Origin of the sequence: Bifidobacterium sp. UTCIF-1 (genome assembly GCF_006408915.1) — a bacterium.
Classification (GTDB): Bacteria; Actinomycetota; Actinomycetes; order Actinomycetales; family Bifidobacteriaceae; genus Bifidobacterium; species Bifidobacterium reuteri.
In genome coordinates this window covers 20,975-39,532 of record NZ_JFAG01000005.1, presented here as the reverse complement: position 1 = coordinate 39,532, position 18,558 = coordinate 20,975, and the positions used below count along the sequence as shown (strand labels likewise).

The following is an 18,558-nucleotide window of genomic DNA, read 5'->3' as shown; positions in this document are numbered from 1 at the left end:
CCACAAAACATGACACGCCTACAGCTCCCGCCCGAGCCACTCCTCGATCATGTAGCGCGCGATGGTGGCACGTCCGGGGGCGGCCATGCGTCCGGAGATCAGCTCGGCGGTGTATTCGTCGCGCGTGACCCAACGGGCGGTCACGGTTTCCGAACCGTCCACATGCACGTCCGTGGTGACGGCGTGCGCCTTGAACGCCATCATGAGCGACGCGGGGAACGGCCACGGCTGCGAACCGAGGTAGCGCACCTCGCCCAAGGTGATGCCGGTCTCCTCCTTGGCCTCGCGCCGCGCCGCGTGCTCGAGGTTCTCCCCCGCCTCCACGAATCCGGCGGAGACGGAGTAGAGCCGTTCGTCCTTCCATGCCGCATTGTGTTGCAGCAGCAACCGGTCATGGCCGTCCACAATCGCGGTGATCACGGCGGGCTCGATACGCGGGAACAGGATCCGGTTGCCGTCCGCCGCATTGCTGCACCGCTGCGCCCAGCCGGCGAGCGCGGTTTCGACCGGCGCGCCACAGGTCGGGCAATACCGCTGCCGACTGTGCCAGATGCTCAGGGTGACGGCGCTGGTGGCCTGCCCGGCCTCGCGCGCATTGGCGTGGGGTGCGAAGCCGCGCAGATCCGCCCAGTCGAACCGGTCGACGGCTTGCTGCAGCAGGGTCGGTTTGGGCTGGCGAGGCTGCTCACCGGCGATGCCGACCGATTCGTCGAACGCATCATCCGCGCCCTGTCCGGCGGAATCCGAGACGCTGAGGTTGCCATCGACGGTACCGGAATCCTCGGTTCCCAATACGCCGACGATTCCAGGGGTCGACGCGCCCGCCGGATTGCCGACGGCGCTGCTGCTGGCACCGGCGGCGGCACCAACGGCGTCTGGCGCCCCGGCTGCACGATTGACGGCACCCGGTTCAGGCACCCGGGAGATGTCGATGGCGACGACGCATTCGCCGCGCACACCGCCATAGGAGCCGAGGAACATGGCCACGGCCTGCGGATACCGTTTGAGTTCCGCGGCGACGTACGCGCCCGGCAAGGTGGCGAGCCGCAGTTTGACGTTCTCATAATCCACCAACTCGCCTTGTCCGCGGGGCACGGCGACCAGTCCGTTGCGCGTGAGGATGACTTTGGTGGCGGGGTCCTCCAGCAGATGCCCGATGAGTCCCGGTTCGCCCCGTCGATCGACTTGGTAGTCGATGTCGCCTTGCGCGAGCGGCAGGAACGGCAGCGCGCGGGTCAGTGCCAATGGTGAGAAATGGATATCAGCGGTCATGCTCTACCTCAGTCCTGATCCTGCACCCGGCGCACGAGAGCGAGCAGCGCACGGGCCACGGTGTCGGGATGCTCGACGGCGCTGAAGTGGCCGCAATCGGGAATGGCGGTGAATGTGGCGCCGGTGATGCGGTCGGCCAGCGGACGCATGACGCCGGGGTTACTGGTGGGGTCGAGTTCGCCGGAGACGACGGCGGTCGGCGCGGTGATGGTTTCGGGTACCTTGCCCATGTCGGGGCGACCGTAGGTCATGCGCTGACGCCATGCGAGGCCCGCAGGGTCCTGTTCGCTGATCCACTGGGTCATGGTGGCGATGAACTCAGGGGATTTCTTGACGGTGGAGTCGCCGTCGGACGGCTTGGCGAAATGCATCACCGGTTCCACGGAGTTGGTCTGTTCGGCGGCGTCCGCCATGGCGAGGCGCGGTTCGCCGCCCACACCGTCGGATGCGGCCATCGTGTCGCACAGGGCGAGGCCGGCCACGGTCTCGGGATGACGGCGTTGGATGTCCATCGCCACATAGCCGCCCATGGACAGGCCCACCCAGATGGCCTGCGTGTATCCTGCGGACTTCACCAGGTCCACGTAGGCGTCCGCGAGACGGTCCAGAGCCTCGGTGTAGGCGCCGTTGGCGAGCCTCGGGCCGGAGTCCTCCGCGCTCGGCACCGGGGACTGCCCGGAGCCGGCCATGTCCGGCGCCCAGATGGGGAACGGGGGGACGTCGTCCAGATCGGCGAAGTCGGCGAGCGCCTTGGCGCATACGTCCCACATGCGGTGATCCACCGGATAGGCGTTCATCAGCACCACCGGCACACCCTCACCCTCGCGATACACATGATTCACCAATTCAATTGCCATAACTACACACTTTCATTCGTTATATACAAACGATCCATATCGGGCTCCTCTGATGACTACCCCTCAGTCGGCTACGCCGACAGCTCCCCTGACAAGGGGAGCCGACCAGGCTTCCGAATATCGGCCCCCTCTGACGAGGGGGCTGTCAGCGAAGCTGACTGGGGGAGAGACCAAACCCGAGCCAACCTGAATAAGCCGGCCAGCACGTTGCCTACAAACTGCTCCTTCACACTCCGGCCCAGGCTAGGGCTTGACGCACGATGCGGCCGTGCCCGTTGACCATCTGGTCGATGAACTTGTCCATCAGGTCGCTCTTGGGATCGACCCATTCCACGTCGAGCGTCTCGTCCTGCGGCTTGCAATCTCCGGCAATCGCCACTACATAGCACAATGCGATGGCGTGCTGACGCGGGTCGTAGTAGTCGCCCAGGCCCGGGGTCGGGAAGAATTCGGCGACCGTGAACGGCTGGAGGGATGCGGGAAGCATCGGCAGCGCGATGTCGCCCAGGTCCTTGGCCACGTTGCGTGCGATGGCTTCGCGCAGCGACTCGTGGAACAGCACGCGCCCGGTGATCAGCGTGCGCTCGATAGAACCGTCGTCCGAGACGCGCAGCAGCGACCCTACCTGCGATATGCGGCCCATGTCATCCGTGCGCACCGGCACGATCTCCACATAGGCGATGGGCATCTGGTGACGCGCGCGGTTGATGTCCGCAGGCCCCAGCCATCCCGGCGGGTTGCCGTGGCCGGAGCCGCCTCCGTGGATGAAATCCTCGGGGGTGATGTTGTCGAATTCACCACGATTGCGATTGGCGTCGAAGTCGCCCTCGGAGGGCACCTCATCATTCAAGACTGGCATGCTTCCCATTATCGCGCGCGACTGTGCGAATGGGCTCCTCTCCCAGCAAAATCTGGGCAAACGTTCGGCCGGCAGCGCAACGCAGGCTGAATTGTTGGGTGGTACTGCCAAGCTTGAGCACAAGCAACAGAAGGAGACCACCATGGCAACCAAGGCCATCACTTCAGCTGATTTTGAGCAGACCATCACCGACAACGAGATCGTGTTCGTGGACTTCTGGGCCACGTGGTGCGGCCCGTGCCGCGCATTCGGCCCGATCTTCGAGGCCGCGTCCGACAAGCCCGAGAACAAGGACATCGCCTTCGTGAAGGTGGACATCGACGCGAACCAGGATCTGGCGCAGGCGGCCGGCATTCAGGCCGTGCCCACGCTGATGATCGCCAAGCAGGGCGAGGTCATCTTCCAGCAGGCCGGCGCACTGCAGGCAGGCGATCTGGACAACCTCATTGATCAGGCCAAGGCGCTCGACCTGGCCGCAGCCAAGGCCCAGGCCGCAGCCCAGCAGCAGGACTGACTCCGCACTGGCCCCCTCTGGCCCCCTCTGACGATGGGACTACCCCTCAGTCCCGCTTCGCGGGCCAGCTCGTCCTGCAAATTCGGACGCGCTACGCGCGGCATTCAACTGGCTCGCCTGTCGGCTCGCACAGCACCTACAAACAGCTCTGCTGTTTGCTTCACGGTGCTGTCCTGACAAGGGGAGCCCCTCACGGCACCGGCCCCCTCTGACGAGGGGGCTGTCAGCGAAGCTGACTGGGGGAGAGACCTCTTCGAGTGGTGTTCTTCCAGCGGTGCACCTATGATGGGTGTAAGTGTGCAGCTCGGCGTATGAAACCTGCACGATGCAAGTAGTTCATATCATGCATAAGTGAATATGCATAATCGAAACCGATGACCGACATCAGCCGCACGTTCGGCGAGACGTTCGGGCTGCAAATCCAAGTCAAGGAGCGTAATGACGAGACACGGCAGGAAGACCTCCCCTTTGAAGTCCCTGAGCATCAGCAAGCGTCAGTGGGCCAAGATCGCCGCAGTGGTGGCCGCCGGAGGACTGATCACCGGAGCCGGATTCGTATCCCGCAGCTTCTACCAGTCGGATGACGCCAAGCCCGTCAATCAGGTCACCGCATTCTCCGCCACCGATTCCGCGGCCTCCCGTTCCGCCACCCGTGGTGCGCTGAACGCCACGGACAAGAACACCACGTTCGTCACCGTGAAGATCAACGGCGACTCGCGCGTGGTGCTCGGCGAGAAGGACGCGATGAAGACCGTCAAGGACGTGTTGGATGCGGGCAACATCACGCTCGACCCGGACGATACGGTCAGTCCCTCGCTCAAGAGCAAGGTAACCGAGTCCACGGTCATCACCATCGAGCGCGCGGGCGCTGACGTGGAGACCACCGACACGGACATCCCGTTCAACGAGGTCCGCAAAGAGACCGACAGCCTGCCCAAGGGCACCGAGAAGGTGGAGACCGAGGGCCAGAACGGCGTGATGGAGACCACGTCGCTGGTCACGCGCAGCGGCGACAAGGTTATCTCCTCCAACGTGTTCACGTCGTGGGTCAAGAAGGCCCCGGTGGACAAGGTGGTGCTCGTGGGCACAGGCTCCACGTCGTCCTCCTCTTCGTCCTCGTCAACCTCCGGTTCCTCTGCAAGCCTCGGCACCACTGTGCCGGTGGGCGAGATGCAGACCTGGGCGCATGACTACATGATCTCCAACGGCTACTCCGAGGACGACTTCACCGCCGCCAACTACATCATCAATCACGAGTCCGGCTGGAATCCGACCGCCGCAAACCCGTCCGGCGCATACGGCCTGCCGCAGGCGCTGCCTGGCAGCAAGATGGCTTCCGCCGGTGCCGACTGGGCCACCAACTACCAGACCCAGTTCAAGTGGTTCCTCGGCTACTGCAACGACCGCTACGGCTCCGTGACCGCCGCCTACAACCACTGGCTGCAGTACAAGAGCTACTGATAGACGCTACTGATCGCCGCGTCATCGCATCGCTTCTGTTGCAAAAAAGCTCGCTGAGCATTGCTTAACGAGCTTTTTTGCAACAGAACAGCAGCAGAACAGATCGATGCGACGCAAGGCAATGCGATGCGATGACGCTGTGACACGCTAACACAGTGGCTGCAACGAACACAGTGATACGGGCAGATAGTCTCGCAGCCACTATCACTGAACCCGACGCACCGTCACTGACACCACCGTCACTGGACGACGATGTCGTCCGAGTTCAGGGATTGGTTTTTGAGCGCGGCATAGTCGTGCGGAGAGGCGGCATTCGCTGCCGCGCCAAGCTCGGCGTTGGACGACTGCACGGCAGGGATATCACCAACACCCTGCGGCCCCATGCCGGCATCCACGCGCTGCATCATGTCACGCCACTCGTCGTATTCCACACCGACGTAACTTACGCCATCCTGATCAAACGCATAGGAGGGGCAGATCGCCGACTGCACCTGAGGCTGCTGTCCATAAAATTTCAGCGCCAACTGCAGAATCGACGACACGTTCATATCCGTGGAAACAGCACCGGCCAGCTCTTGAATCAGCCCCGGAAGCGCCGTCTTAGGCTGTGCCATGATCTTCTGCATGATGGCCAGCAGCACTAGCTGCTGGGCCTGAGTACGAGAGAAATCGCCACCCTGCACTTGATACCGTTCTCGGGTGAATCCGAGCATCTGCTCTCCATTGAGCGTCTGCTCCCCCGCCTTCAGGGACAAGCCGCTGTTGCCGCCTGAGAACGATTCAGGAACATTCACGGTGATGCCTCCGAGATGATCCACCAAACCGGTCATATTGGCGAAATTCACTTCGACATAATGTGAGATCGGCACGCCAGCAAACTCAGACACAGTAGAGATTGCCAGTGCTGCCCCACCATATGAGTAGGCTGCATTGATTTTCTGCACGCCATCCACACCCTCGATATTGACCTGCATGTCACGAGGAATGGAAACGATATCCAACCGGTGGCTTCCTGGATCAACACGAGCAAGCATCAGACTGTCCGACCGTCCATTCTCGTTGCCGGAGCGGGCATCGGAGCCCACCAGCATCATATAGAATGGTTTCTCTGACGTCGCTTCCGATCCAGTGTCAGCATCATCGGGCTTCTGCAGCGACTGCCGGACATCCTTACCTATGCTCAGGCGGTTGTCAAGATTGCGGATATACAGCGCCCCTGCCAATGCGACGGCACCGATCAGTACGGTGAGCACAACCGCCACGGAGATGATCGCATTACGCACAGGATGCTTACGCGACGCCTGCGCCCGTGTCTGCGTATCACGCGCATGTGCAGGCGCATTGGACCGTACCGGGGACATAACCATCTGCCTTCGTATACTGATTCATTCAACCTTGGTTGCTCATAGCAATCATTACAACGATACCTTCTCGCGACCAACCCCATGTTCGCAATTCCATCATGTCCTCACAATAGAGGCACATAGCGCGGCGAACCAGGGGATGCGCGAGAGACGTGCAGAGGTGCAATATGCGCGAGAGACAATATGCGCTGGCGCAAGGCCTCGGGTGATACATTACGTATTGAGTAGATAACGATCTACGGCAGAGAACGATCCAGAGCAGCAAACAGCGCGACTTATGCAACGGCGGACGAGCACCGGCGCGCCCATGCGCAGCATCACGGAGGCGGATCATGACTTTTAACCGGTATATCGCGATTCGCGCGGCGGTCGAAATCATCGGCATGCTGTCGTGTGCGCTGATGGTGGTGATCGGCCACAATCTCATCGGCGTCATCGTCACAGCCGTGGTGGCGGCGATCTGGGCCGGGGGCGAAATCTGGGTGGTGACCGTGCTGAACCGGAAATCCCCGCGTCGCGATGAACTGTCCGACCAACATCAGGGTGCCGCAATGCAGTTCGCACTGTTCATGCTCATCGCGGCATTGGTAGCTCTGGGGTTCATCTACACCGTCTGGAATCTGGTGACCGCTTCGGGCTTGCTGCACATCATCAACCCGATGATGCTGCCAACGCTGGCCATGTGTGCTTTAGCGATATCCGACGTGCGGTATCTGTGGCTTGAGCATGACGGATCGAATGGGGACGATGATGAAGACTAGTCTCAAAATGCATCGTCTGGCACGCGGCATGAAGCAGTCCGATCTGGCTGACCTCATCAACGTGCGCCGCGAGACCATAGGGCGTCTGGAGCAGGGCCAGTATTGCCCGTCGCTGCGGCTTGCCATGGATTTGGCGAAGGTGTTCGACACCACCGTGGAAGACCTGTTCAGCTTCGATGATGAGGCCGACGACACGCCCGAACGCGGTGCAGCTAGGTAAATTCCCGGCAAATTAGACCTCAAACGGCCCGAAATCACTGCAATTTCAACGGTTTTGAACCCACCCACGATCCGCGATGGTGCGCTGCGGTGTGACAAAGGCATCACACGGCGTGATTCCGATGTCACATCCGGAGCATTGCGCGCAATGAGCACCCTTCACAGGCGTCACCGAGGTGAGTAATGTGTGAAGCGTGCAAGGAAATCAGGATGTGTCGGATTCCATGCAAGACGCTTACGGGCTGGTAGCCCTGTTAAGGAGGAAATGAACATGATGAAGAAGATTATGGCTCTGCTGGCCACTGTCGCCGCTGTGTTGGGCTTTGGTTTCGCTGCCAACACCGCTATGGCTGAGGATTACGGCGCCACCGGTTCCGTGACTGGCTCCGTGGCCACTGTGACCTTCACCGGTCTGAAGGCCGGCGCTCAGTACTACGTGCAGGCTGATGATCAGGTTGTCTCCAACGTTGAGCAGGTCGCGCTTAAGGAGTGGGGCCCGTTCACCGCTAAGGCTGACGGCACTCTGACCGTCAAGGTCACCCTCAAGGCCGGCGCCAAGACTGATGTCAAGCTGCTGGACGCCAACAAGACTGTGCTGACTTCCTACACCGTGACCGCTCCGGCCACTGGCAACGGTGCTGCTCCGACCGTCGCTGACACTGGTGCTTCCGTCGCTCCGTACGCCGTGGCCGTTGTGCTGCTGGCTGCTGCCGGCGTGGCTCTGTTCGCTGTCCGCAAGACCAGCGCTCGTCGCTGAATTCAGCTCCAATAGCTGATTAAGCTACTCAAGACCCTGAGGAAACCTCAGGGTCTTTTCTATGCCGTATTCCTCCTTGAACACAAGCCAAATCCAACCATAATCGAATACCAAATCGAGGCGAACCATGAACGTTCTCTTTGTATGCACCGGCAATGTCTGCCGCTCCCCCATGGGCGAGTACCTGCTCCCCCGCTATTTCAACGATCCATCCATTACTGCGGATAGCGCGGGAACCCGTGGATTGTTCGATCATCCCATCGACCCTTCCAGCGCCAAGATCCTCTCCGAACTGGGTATTGATACCACGAACTTCCGCTCGAAGCGTGTCACGCCGCAACTGGCCACGTCCGCCGACCTGATTCTCTGCTTTGAAATCGAGCAGCGCCAGGATATCGCCACCATCGCACCGTTGGCGAGCCGAAAGACGTTCCTGCTGCCGGACTTCGCGAACATGTGCGTCTACTGCGCCAAGGAAGGCTATATCGAGGGCGCTACGCGGCAAGAGAAGCTCGAATCCGTAATTGACAACGCATCGATGATTCGGCCTATGCTGCCCGCTCCCATGGTCATTCCCGACCCCCATCGTCGTGAATTCGCAGCCTTCCAGAAGGCGTACGAGCAGATCTGCCAAGCACTCCGCATCATCACGGACGCCACCAAGTAGCTCTGTCGGCTCCCCTCCCCTTGTCAGGGGAGCCGCCCGCGAAGCGGGACTGAGGGGTAGTATTCGCAATTATTAGTGGTCCGTCTCGCCAATAATTGAGGATCAGCTTCTGTCTCTCTCCCCCAGTCAGCTCCGCTGACAGCCCCCTCGTCAGAGGGGGCCAGCTCCCCTGACAAGGGGAGCCAAATAAAAGGCTCTCACTGAGCAAGTGCTCAGTGAGAGCCTTTTATTACAACTAACGACCTATCAGCGCTTGACGGCTGCGCGCCGCGCAGTGCTGCGCTGCTTCGGGCGCTTGCCGGCAGCCTTGCCCTTCTTGCCGTCGGTGCTGGCGTCATCATCGTAATAGTAGTAGTTGCCCTTATATGCGACCTTCTTGGAATCCTTCGCATAGTTGAAGATGAAACCGCTGACCGAGAGGTTCAGGTTGTCGAGCTGTGCGGCGATCTCACGCAGATCGCGCTTGTCGGTCACGTCGCGGCCGGAGACGATAACGATGCCGTTGCCCATGGCACCGAAGACGAAGGCGTCGTTGGCCACCACCAGCGGCGAGGTGTCGACCAGCACGTAATCGTATTGGGTGAGCGCCTGCTTGATGAGCTCCTTCATGATCGCGGAGTTGAGCAGGGCGGATGCGTTCGGCGGCTTCGGGCCGGCGGGCATGATGTGCAGGTTCGGCTTCCAGTACCGCTGCACCACGTCCTTGACGGCCGCCTGGCCGGACAGCACGTGGGTGAGGCCGGCGTTGCCTTCCAGCCCCAGTCGATCGGCCACGGACGGGTGACGAAGGTCGGCGTCGATCAGCAGCACCTTGGCACCGTTTTCAGCCAGCGCGACGGCGAGGTTCACCGAGCTGGTGGTCTTGCCTTCGCTCGGGCTGGTGGACGAGAGGACGATAAGACGGGCGTTCATGCCCTCGACCGGAGCGGTGAACGAGAGGTTCGTGCGGATACGACGGTATTCCTCGGCAATCGGGCTGCTGGGCTTCGAGATGATGACCGGAACATCGCCCTTGAGCAGATCGTCTTCAGGGATACGGCCCATGATCGGGGCGTCGATGTATTCCTGCAGTTCAAAGGCCTCCTCGATGCGCGTGGAGAAGAGGTCCTTGACCAGCGCCACGATGATGCCGAGAATCAGACCACCGAGAACGCCAATGGCCATGTTCATCGGAATCTTCGGGCTGCTGGGGCCGGCAGGCTCCTGCGCCTGCTGCACCACGGAAAGCGTGACCGGCGACTTGCTGTCGGACGAATACAGGGAGTCCTCCACCACGGTCTTCATGGACTTGGCCACGGCATTGGCGATGGCGGCCGACTGCTTCGGATCCTTGTCTTCGACCTGAATGTTCACGAACGCGGTATCCGTAGGGTTGGTGACCGTCAGTTCATTGGCAAGAGCGCTGACCGACGTATCCAGGCCAAGCTGGTCGATGACCGGCTGCAGCACGGATTCGGTGGTGGCCAGCGTCGGGTAGGACTTAATCTGGTTGGCGATGTAGGTGCCGGCGCTGCTGATGTTGTTGTAGTTGTTATTTTGCGTGGCATCAACGGTTGCCGTGTTGAACGTGGCAAACATCTGCGAGGTAGCCGTATATTTCGGCGGCGTGAGCAATGTGTACGCGCACACAGCGGCGAACACGACCACGAACGTCACGATGACCGAAATGACATGCTTGCGGATAATCCGAATCAGGTCCATGATGGTGATGCCGCTTTCGGCCTGTGCTACGGCAGTGTCTGCAGCATTCTGATTCTGCTGCTGTTCGTTATTTGCGGAAACCAACCGCTTCTCCCTCTCCACATCCAGACTGCTTGAAATGCCCGGATAGCCCGATAGGTGCAATCAGCATGTATCCTATCAGCCCTCATGTACCCTTGCCCTTCAGGAAACGTAGCTGTAAGACTCCCGTCACCATATCGCCACCGTTCCCGCACATTGGGTTGCTAGAGTACTCGAGGCAATCAAGGAGGGGGACATGAGCGATTCCGGCATGCCGACATCGGCCGGACCATCTCAGGTGCGGACTGCAGACAGCGCCACTGTACCAGCGCACGGCAGCCTCGCATCCCGCAACCAGCGTATCGAGGATCCTGCACCGACGACACCGTTTACATCACTGCGCACGCTCACTCCCCCGATGCCATTGCCCCGGTGCTTCACCCCGCATGACCGCTCCGATTACCTGTTCTTCGCCGCTCTGCTCACACTGCCGGTGGACGGCACCGTGCTGGGCTTCTTCCAACCGTTCTGGACGCCGTTGAGCCCGTGGCTGCTGGTGCTGTATTGCTTGACGAATCATCGACTGCTGCGCCAAACAATGCATCGTTATGCACCGTTCGTGATGCTGCCTGTGGTGCTCGTGGTGCTGTCGATGCCGGGTTGGGCGGTATTCGGGCTGCATAATAATGCGGTGGTGATGTCGCTCACCGGAGTGATTGCCGTGCCGGCCACGTTATGCGCGCTGGATATCGCCTATGTGCATAAGCGGCTCAGCTGGCAGGAGTCGGTGCGCGCCATTATCGCCATATATTGGTTCGCTTTTGCCATCGGAATTGTGCAATGGCTATCGATTACATTGCGCTTGGGCAGTGTGCAGGGGTACTTCAGTCATCTGATGTACCGCTCGTATATCATTGCGGGATCTGCATGGGGCATGAGCGGTGCGCGGCCGCAATTCCTGTTCGCCGAGCCGAGTTATATCGGCATGCACCTGTTCGGTATTCTGCTGCCGCTGTTCTGGTTTATGCGCGTCCGCGACCGCATTTTCGCCTCGCGATTGCGGCATCTGATCATCGTATTTGCCGTGGGCAGCGTGCTGATGGGTTCGGGCACCCGTATCGTATTGGATTCGCTGGTGGCACTTATTGCTGTGATTGTGGTTGAAATACATTGGCACAATCGCAATGACCGGCACAAGGGCATATTGCAGCTGATTGGCACTTTGGCCCTGGCTGTGGTGTGTGTTATGGCCAATTCGAGACTTGATTCCATCGTGCATAACGGCATGGAGGGCGATGGCTCGTTCTTCGCTCGCATCTGGCAATCATTGGCACCGCTGTGTGGCTTGATCAGACATCCGTGGACATTGCTGACCGGCTACGGAGCCGGAAATATCGCCGAGGCCACGCATAATGGAGCCGATTGGTCGGCGGCGATATTGCGGTTCATGCACACCGACCCCACAGGAGCATTGTCGTGGTATCGGTCGATCAATGCGGACACCGTGTGGACGATGAGCGCATATACGAATTTCCTGACGGAATTCGGATTGATTGGGTTCGCGTTATTCTTCACGATTGCCTTTGCCTTCATACATCGATATCACCGATGGAATAAACTGACGATTGTCTGGCTGCTATTGGTGATGTATCTGTATGTGCAATTCGAGGGATACGCCTTCGCAGCCATTCCCTTGATGATATGGGCATTGACAAGGCTGGATGAATTCATTCATGTGGATGATTCAATAGAATAATATCTGAATGACGCCTTGTATTCATTGAAGCCCATTTGCTATTTCAGTTTTTATTTGATTACAATTACATACGAAATTATTAGTGTTTCGCGCCAGAGATTCGTTTGATGTTATTCCTGGCTCCCCTTGTCAGGGGAGCTGGCCCGCAAAGCGGGACTGAGGGGTAGTTATTGCGCCGACGAACTTCTGGCGCAGGATACTAGCGCATTGCTTATGACACATAACTGCGAAGGAGAACAATTATGGCTTCCTTGCTTCAGGGCTTTGAAGAGGTCCAGCTGGTCAAGCCGGCCGGCAAGACCGTGCTGACCGTGACCGACGGCGCCATCCGTTTCAACAAGGCCACCGCCGAAGTGCTGGGGTACCCGGCATACGCCAAGGTGCTCATCAACGAGAAGACCAAGCAAATCGCCGTGACCCCCGCCACCGCCAAGGCGGACAACGCGGTGAAGTTCAGCAAGCCCGAAGGCAAGCAGACCCTGTCCGTGAGCCTCAAGGAGGCCACGTTGGTGGACGCCGTCAAGGCGTTCTTCACACTGCCCGAAGCCCCGGAGGACGAAGTGGCCTACGCTTCCGTGAACGGTGCCGCCTACCCGGAGAGCAAGACCGTGATCTTCGACGCCACCACCGCCACCTCCGGCACCATGAAGCGCCGCGGCCGCAAGAAGGCCACCCCAGAAGCCTGAATTTCTCGAGGGCTACTGCATTTCAGGCGATGTGGGGACTGCATCATCAGGATGCAGTCCCCACATCGCCTTATTCACTAACATCGCAACAGACTCAACAGAACGGTATCATTGATACACTTTCAGCGCTTTCTATATTGCGAAGAGACTGTGCTTATCTCTTATCTCAGTCATGTGGCTGAGATAATGACTGAGATAATGACTGAGATAATGACTGAGATAATGACTGAGATGGGTGATCAGCGTTGAAAAGCTCCGATAGCGAAACCCTAGATATCGTAAGCGTAATACGCCGATTGCGACAGGAAGGCACAGACGACGCATATTATGAAGCAAAAGCATGTGATATGCGATTGAGCACCGATGTGTGGGAGTCGGTGAGCGCGTTCACCAACACGTCTGGCGGCGTCCTTCTACTTGGGCTGGATGAACGCAACGGGTTCTCGCCTGCCAAGCATTTCGATATTGATAAGGTGCGCGATCAGTTCATTGAAGGCATCGGAGATGGCGGAGTCAGCGGTGCAAGATTGGGGAATCCTCCTCGCTATGTGATGAATAGAGCCGACGTCGACGGCAAGCAGATTCTGGTCATCATTATCAAAGAGAATGAAATCGGGGAAAAGCCTTGCTACATCAAGGCTAAGGGCATTGAATCCGGTAGCTATAAGCGTATTGACGATAAAGACGTGCGCCTGTCCACCATGGAAATATATGAATACCGCAATGCTTTAGTCCCCAGCAAGGCAGATAACACAATCGTTCCAGAAAGCGATATCAACGACCTTGATCCTCAACTGGTGAGCGCGCTCATAGAACGTAAACGTCAGTCGAAAGCGTTATTGGGCGCTTCCACGCGGGAAGAACAGCTCGAACGACTTAATGTGGTAGACAAACAAGGAGCCGTAAAGCTCGCCGGCCTGCTGGTAGTGGGCAAGTACCCACAGCAGTTTGAACCCAAATTACTCATCGATGTTGCCGCACATCCAGGAACGGAGAAGTCTGAACCGGGTATGCCTCGTTTCTTGGATCGTGTTCTTTGTGATGGATCTCTTCCTGGTGCCATCGACGATGCTCTACATGCCGTAGTGAAAAACCTCAGAACTGTTTCGCACGTTCGAGGTGTGGGACGCGTCGATGAATGCGAAATACCGGAAGCGGCAATCAGAGAAGCCATAGCCAATGCAGTGATTCACCGGGAATACCATCCATATTTCACCGGGCAATCAGTGTCGGTGGATATCTTCCGTGATCGTGTGGTAATTACCAATCCTGGCGGTTTGTGGGGCGGCAAGACACTCGAAAATATTGCCGACGGTTCATCGAGGTGCAGGAACGTTATTCTGATGCAACTCATGGAAGAGGCCCCCGTGTCCAACAGCATCGGGTCGACGGTCGAGGGTCAGGGCTCCGGAATCGCCATGATGGTTCGTCTGATGCGCGACCGCGGACTTCGCGAACCGGAGTTCAAGGCATCTGCCGACCAATTCACCGTGGTGCTTCATCGACCCGATGTTGCCGATATCGTTGCTCGTCCAGTCAGAGAAGACGATACTGTCGTCAAGCAGCAACGCGTGGAACCAACCAAGAGAATGGAGGAGTTCCTTGCACTGCTCGATGACGGCAGCGAGAAAAGCGCCCGCGAACTTGCCGAAGAGGCCAATGTGTCTATCGAAACCGCACGAAGAGCTCTGAATGATCTTCTGCGCGCTGGAAAGATACAAGCCACGGCACCGTTGAACAGCCGCAACCGTAAATATCGCGTAGTGTGAGCTGTGTTATAGCGGCAAGTCTCGCGCTCGTCGGAGTCTAGAGCTCGGTGACGATCTTGACGCGCAGACCTCGTATCATGATTATTGAGAGACGGCGAGCAAGCGCTTATGACGGATCGGAGGTGGATGATGGTTCCCATCGAAGACGTCTACGCGCAAATCCGTGAATTCGCCGCCGACGCAGGAGCACACAAGGTCATACTGTTCGGCTCGAGAGCCAAAGGCACCAATCGCCCCAAAAGCGACATCGACCTCGCCATCGCAGGCTGCCCGGACTTCGACGCACTGGACGACAGACTGAACAACGAATTATGGACACTGCTCAAGATCGATGTCATCAACCTCGACGGACCGATCTCCGAAGCTTTGAAAACAGAAATAGCCCGCACGGGGAAGGTGCTGTATGAAAAAATATGAGAACTATGCCTCAGCATTGGATTCCCTGAAACCGGCACCTTTACAGGACCTGAGCAACGACTTCATTCAAAGCGGAATCATCGACAAATTCGAACTTCAGTTTGAACTCGGCTGGAAGCTGCTCAAGGCATTGCTTGCATACGAAGGCGACCCGGTATCCGCATCAGGATCCCCTCGGGACGTCATCAAGACAGCGTACCAATACTATGATTTCATGGACGAGTCCCTCTGGCTTCGCATGCTACGGGATCGCAACGATTCCGCACACATCTATGATGAGGATCGAGCTCAACGACTCGTGCACACCATCATCGACAGCTACATTCCCGAATTCGAACGCGTGGACAACGGACTAACCGAACGATATGGCACGATGCTCACAGAATAAAGCATCAGACGGCAACGAACGTGCCGAATACCAAATATCGCGTAGTGCGAGCTGTGTTATAGCGGCAAGTCTCGCGCTCGCCGGAATCTAGAGCACGGTGACAATCTTGAAGCGCAAATCCATGAATTCGCCGCCGACGCGCATAACGAAGGCGGGTATATCTTAGGCTGCTGTACGCCACCCAAGATATACCCGCCTGAAGAACAGCAGGGCTGAAGCGCGGAATCAATCAGTCGTTGGGGATGAGCACGACCTTGCCGTCGGCCACATCCTTGAGGTGCTTGCCGTAAGGGCTCTTGCCATAGCGCTGGGCGGATTCGAGGAGCTCGTCCTTGCTGATCCAGCCATTCTCGTAGGCGATCTCCTCCACGATGGCGATGGGCAGGCCCTGCGCGCGCTGCACGGTGCGGACGAACTCGCCGGCCTCGTACAAGGAGTCCATGGTGCCCGTGTCCAGCCAAGCGTAACCACGGCCCAGCGTGCGCACGTTGAGGGTGCCGTCTTCAAGGTACATCTTGTTGAGGTCGGTGATCTCCAGCTCGCCGCGCGCGGAGGGCTTGACCTGCTTGGCGAACTCGGTGACGCGCTCGTCATAGAAGTACAAACCGGTCACAGCGTAATGCGACTTCGGTTCCTTCGGCTTCTCCTCGATGCTCACGGCCTTCTTGTTCTCGTCGAACTCGACCACGCCGTAGCGCTCGGGATCATCGACGTAATAGCCGAAGACGCTTGCGCCTTCACCGTTCTCGGCCTTCTTCACGGCTGCGCGCAGCGTATTGCCGAGGCCGTTGCCGTAGAAGATGTTGTCGCCAAGCACCAGGGCGCAGGGTTCTCCAGCGATGAACTCCTCGCCGAGGATGAACGCCTGGGCAAGTCCGTCGGGGCTCGGCTGCACCTTGTAGCTGAAGTGCACGCCGTAGTGGGAGCCGTCGCCGAGCAGACGCTCGAAGTTCGGCAGGTCCTTCGGCGTGGAAATGATGAGGATGTCACGGATGCCCGCCAGCATGAGCACGCTCAGCGGGTAGTAAATCATCGGCTTGTCGTACACGGGCAGCAGCTGCTTCGACGTGACCGTAGTCAGCGGATAGAGACGGGTACCGGAGCCGCCTGCGAGAATGATGCCTTTCATGATGCCCCTTACTTCTTCTTTCGATACGTATCAGTGAACAAAACAGCGCTACTACTTCAGATCATATACTCCATATGCCGCATGGGTGTCCAGCAAACGGAATATCTCACATGCAAGACGCTGAGTATCCGCCTGTGCGGATGCACTACAACGCAGGATATAGTGTTCAGGGATGTTAGCGACGGCAATATCGCCCGCTGCTTTGGTCTGCGCGTAGAGGTCCACAGGAGCGATCACGTCATCATCCGTGTTCTGCCCGTATACGCTTTCCGAACTTACCTGCACCAGTGTGATGTGATGTTCTCCTGCTGCACGAGCAAGAAGCGCAGTCCCTTGAGCGTTGGTTCTCCAGGCGCGAGCGACATCGCCGGCATCTTTGCAATCATCAGAAGCCTGTTCTGCGACATTGATGATGGTGCCGTACAGACTCCAATCGTACCTGTCGTACGCCTTCGGGTCGGAGAAGTCGAACTCGTCGATGTCCGTATACTCGAAGCCCTCCAGATTATGCGCCTCCGCGTACGCGCGGATCGCATGACCCAACTGCCCGTTGCAACCCGTCACCAAGGTCCGCTTCGGACTCATGGGCTTCGCGTCCCTGAGCATCGGATGATGCAGGTCAGCCTCGCTGCGCTCCGACTCCTCCAACGGGATGGGCCACTGGATGTCCAGTTCCGGGTCGGCGAGGTTCACGAACGTGTACGTCCTCTTCTGCTCCAGGCTCCAATGCGCGTTCACCAGATACGTGTACACGGTGCCGTCCTCAAGCGCCTGGAAGCTGTTGCCCACGCCACGCGGCACATAGATCGCCTTCGACGGGTCCAAGCGCGTCGTATACACCTGGCCGAAGCTCTCCCCCGGCCTGAGGTCCACCCACGCGCCGAAGATCTCACCCGCCGCGATGCTGATGTACTTGTCCCACGGCTCCGCATGGATGCCACGCGTCACGCCCTTCGTCGCATTGAACGAGATGTTGTTCTGCACCGGACCGAAATCCGGCAGACCCAGCTTCAGCATCTTCGCACGCTGCCAGTTCTCCTTGAACCAGCCACGATTATCACCATGCACAGGCAGATCAAACACCAGCAGGCCAGGGATATTCGTCTCCGTGACCCGGAGATCCTTCTCAAACTCAAACGACATAATCACCAATTCCTTTCCTTACCAAAACATCATTTCAACACCCAAACCGCGAACACATTGCCGCGTCGGTCCGGATCGAGCCTTTTCACCGGTTCAAAACCAAAATCATGGAACAGACGGGCACTCCGCTCATTGCGAGTATCGACATAGGCCACGGATTTCGCCTGCACGCCATCCCTCGCCGATTGAGCACGCGCGCATCGTATCGCATCCGCCAACGCATCACGCCCCAGACCCCTACCTTGATATGACGAAGAGACCGCAATGATGGCGACCTCGAACACATCAACCGATTTCCGCGCGACTGCGCAATACGTGGCGATGAGACCCGCACCGGTGACGCCAACCGTATCCAGTTGTCCGAACTCAGATACAAGGCGCTATGACGAATCAGCCGCTGCACCAACAATTCCCAAGGATACGGGTGCAAAGACTCGCCCTTGACCCATCTGCCATCGATCTCACGGTTCGACGGAACCGGCACCGTGCAGGTGAACGACGGGAAACCACGCTCATCGCCCTTACGCACAAAGCGGAAGTCTACGAGCGGGTTTCCGTCCAGCATGGGGAATGCCTCCGAATCAGGCATACAACAAACGGACGGAATCCTCCAGTGATTCCGTTTCCACCGTCCGCAGGTAGTCCATCACATCCTGAGGAAGAGGCGCATCGCACATGCGAAGATAATCACCCTCAGGCGAATTCTCCTCGACCGCATACAAATCAGTCAACGATGCCATCCGTCCTCCTTTCGTCCTTCACAGTGTATCTCTCCACCCGGCTAACGACAAACACGGGAGGCAGTGTATTCCCGCCG

Annotated in this window: 19 protein-coding genes and 1 pseudogene; 11 read left to right on the top strand and 9 right to left on the bottom strand. The window is 58.5% G+C overall.

Features of this window, described 5'->3' with window-relative positions; genetic code table 11:
* Positions 1 to 18: 18 nt before the first annotated feature.
* From nudC to BW09_RS03435, 3 genes are all read right to left on the bottom strand, one after another.
* On the bottom strand, positions 19 to 1,272 hold the full coding sequence (gene nudC, locus BW09_RS03445) for an NAD(+) diphosphatase (protein WP_044090482.1): 1,254 nt from the start codon (positions 1,270 to 1,272) through the stop codon (positions 19 to 21).
* An 8-nt stretch (positions 1,273 to 1,280) separates the two neighbouring features.
* Complete coding sequence (locus BW09_RS03440) at positions 1,281 to 2,129, bottom strand: alpha/beta fold hydrolase (protein ID WP_044090484.1); 849 nt, start codon at positions 2,127 to 2,129, stop codon at positions 1,281 to 1,283.
* A gap of 226 nt (positions 2,130 to 2,355) precedes the next feature.
* Complete coding sequence (locus tag BW09_RS03435) at positions 2,356 to 2,988, bottom strand: NUDIX hydrolase family protein (protein ID WP_044090504.1); 633 nt, start codon at positions 2,986 to 2,988, stop codon at positions 2,356 to 2,358.
* 142 nt (positions 2,989 to 3,130) lie between these two features.
* Here BW09_RS03435 and trxA point away from each other — a divergent pair, with 142 nt between their 5' ends.
* Both trxA and BW09_RS03425 read left to right on the top strand, forming a co-directional pair.
* A complete protein-coding gene (gene trxA, locus BW09_RS03430; RefSeq protein WP_140462605.1) occupies positions 3,131 to 3,502 on the top strand; it encodes a thioredoxin in 372 nt (123 codons plus the stop codon).
* A gap of 438 nt (positions 3,503 to 3,940) precedes the next feature.
* Positions 3,941 to 4,963 carry a G5 domain-containing protein gene (locus BW09_RS03425; RefSeq protein WP_140464734.1) on the top strand — a complete coding sequence of 341 codons (1,023 nt, stop codon included), beginning with the start codon at positions 3,941 to 3,943 and terminating at the stop codon, positions 4,961 to 4,963.
* A 239-nt stretch (positions 4,964 to 5,202) separates the two neighbouring features.
* Here BW09_RS03425 and BW09_RS03420 read toward each other — a convergent pair whose 3' ends face one another.
* Complete coding sequence (locus tag BW09_RS03420) at positions 5,203 to 6,225, bottom strand: LCP family protein (RefSeq protein ID WP_258184972.1); 1,023 nt, start codon at positions 6,223 to 6,225, stop codon at positions 5,203 to 5,205.
* Between the two features lie 434 nt (positions 6,226 to 6,659).
* On the opposite strand from BW09_RS03420, the gene BW09_RS03415 reads away from it, so the two are divergent.
* From BW09_RS03415 to BW09_RS03400, 4 genes are all read left to right on the top strand, one after another.
* Entirely contained in the window at positions 6,660 to 7,088 is a 429-nt protein-coding gene (locus BW09_RS03415) for a hypothetical protein (protein ID WP_140462603.1), read from the top strand.
* The gene (locus tag BW09_RS03410) at positions 7,078 to 7,308 is read left to right on the top strand and encodes a helix-turn-helix transcriptional regulator (RefSeq protein WP_140462647.1); all 231 of its coding nucleotides are present in this window, start codon (positions 7,078 to 7,080) and stop codon (positions 7,306 to 7,308) included. The genes BW09_RS03415 and BW09_RS03410 overlap by 11 nt, the downstream gene beginning before the upstream one ends.
* 270 nt (positions 7,309 to 7,578) lie before the next feature.
* Positions 7,579 to 8,064: a hypothetical protein gene (locus BW09_RS03405; protein ID WP_140462602.1), complete on the top strand. Its 486-nt coding sequence runs from the start codon at positions 7,579 to 7,581 to the stop codon at positions 8,062 to 8,064.
* A gap of 127 nt (positions 8,065 to 8,191) precedes the next feature.
* Positions 8,192 to 8,731 (top strand): low molecular weight phosphatase family protein, encoded by a 540-nt coding sequence (locus tag BW09_RS03400; RefSeq protein ID WP_140462601.1) that lies wholly within the window; start codon positions 8,192 to 8,194, stop codon positions 8,729 to 8,731.
* A gap of 246 nt (positions 8,732 to 8,977) precedes the next feature.
* Here the strand turns inward: BW09_RS03400 and BW09_RS03395 are convergent, their stop codons facing one another.
* Positions 8,978 to 10,516, bottom strand: coding sequence for a polysaccharide biosynthesis tyrosine autokinase (locus BW09_RS03395; RefSeq protein WP_308810351.1), 1,539 nt, complete (start codon positions 10,514 to 10,516; stop codon positions 8,978 to 8,980).
* Between the two features lie 430 nt (positions 10,517 to 10,946).
* Here BW09_RS03395 and BW09_RS03390 point away from each other — a divergent pair, with 430 nt between their 5' ends.
* The 5 genes from BW09_RS03390 to BW09_RS03370 all read left to right on the top strand — a co-directional run bounded on the left by BW09_RS03390 (position 10,947) and on the right by BW09_RS03370 (position 15,469).
* Positions 10,947 to 12,209, top strand: coding sequence for a hypothetical protein (locus tag BW09_RS03390; protein WP_140462600.1), 1,263 nt, complete (start codon positions 10,947 to 10,949; stop codon positions 12,207 to 12,209).
* Between the two features lie 242 nt (positions 12,210 to 12,451).
* A complete protein-coding gene (locus tag BW09_RS03385) occupies positions 12,452 to 12,895 on the top strand; it encodes a hypothetical protein (RefSeq protein WP_044090494.1) in 444 nt (147 codons plus the stop codon).
* A 347-nt stretch (positions 12,896 to 13,242) separates the two neighbouring features.
* Positions 13,243 to 14,664 (top strand): ATP-binding protein, encoded by a 1,422-nt coding sequence (locus BW09_RS03380; protein ID WP_140462599.1) that lies wholly within the window; start codon positions 13,243 to 13,245, stop codon positions 14,662 to 14,664.
* A gap of 129 nt (positions 14,665 to 14,793) precedes the next feature.
* A complete protein-coding gene (locus BW09_RS03375; RefSeq protein ID WP_140462645.1) occupies positions 14,794 to 15,081 on the top strand; it encodes a nucleotidyltransferase family protein in 288 nt (95 codons plus the stop codon).
* A complete protein-coding gene (locus BW09_RS03370; RefSeq protein ID WP_140462598.1) occupies positions 15,068 to 15,469 on the top strand; it encodes a nucleotidyltransferase substrate binding protein in 402 nt (133 codons plus the stop codon). The genes BW09_RS03375 and BW09_RS03370 overlap by 14 nt, the downstream gene beginning before the upstream one ends.
* Positions 15,470 to 15,698: 229 nt before the next feature.
* On the opposite strand, the gene rfbA is transcribed toward BW09_RS03370, so the two are convergent.
* The 4 genes and pseudogenes from rfbA to BW09_RS10840 all read right to left on the bottom strand — a co-directional run bounded on the left by rfbA (position 15,699) and on the right by BW09_RS10840 (position 18,481).
* Positions 15,699 to 16,598 (bottom strand): glucose-1-phosphate thymidylyltransferase RfbA, encoded by a 900-nt coding sequence (gene rfbA, locus BW09_RS03365; protein WP_140462597.1) that lies wholly within the window; start codon positions 16,596 to 16,598, stop codon positions 15,699 to 15,701.
* A gap of 57 nt (positions 16,599 to 16,655) precedes the next feature.
* A pseudogene (locus BW09_RS03360) lies at positions 16,656 to 17,741 on the bottom strand (dTDP-4-dehydrorhamnose 3,5-epimerase family protein); the annotation flags it as partial.
* 29 nt (positions 17,742 to 17,770) lie between these two features.
* Positions 17,771 to 18,064 (bottom strand): GNAT family N-acetyltransferase, encoded by a 294-nt coding sequence (locus BW09_RS03355; protein WP_375137549.1) that lies wholly within the window; start codon positions 18,062 to 18,064, stop codon positions 17,771 to 17,773.
* A gap of 258 nt (positions 18,065 to 18,322) precedes the next feature.
* Positions 18,323 to 18,481 (bottom strand): hypothetical protein, encoded by a 159-nt coding sequence (locus BW09_RS10840; protein WP_181161736.1) that lies wholly within the window; start codon positions 18,479 to 18,481, stop codon positions 18,323 to 18,325.
* Positions 18,482 to 18,558 lie beyond the last annotated feature (77 nt).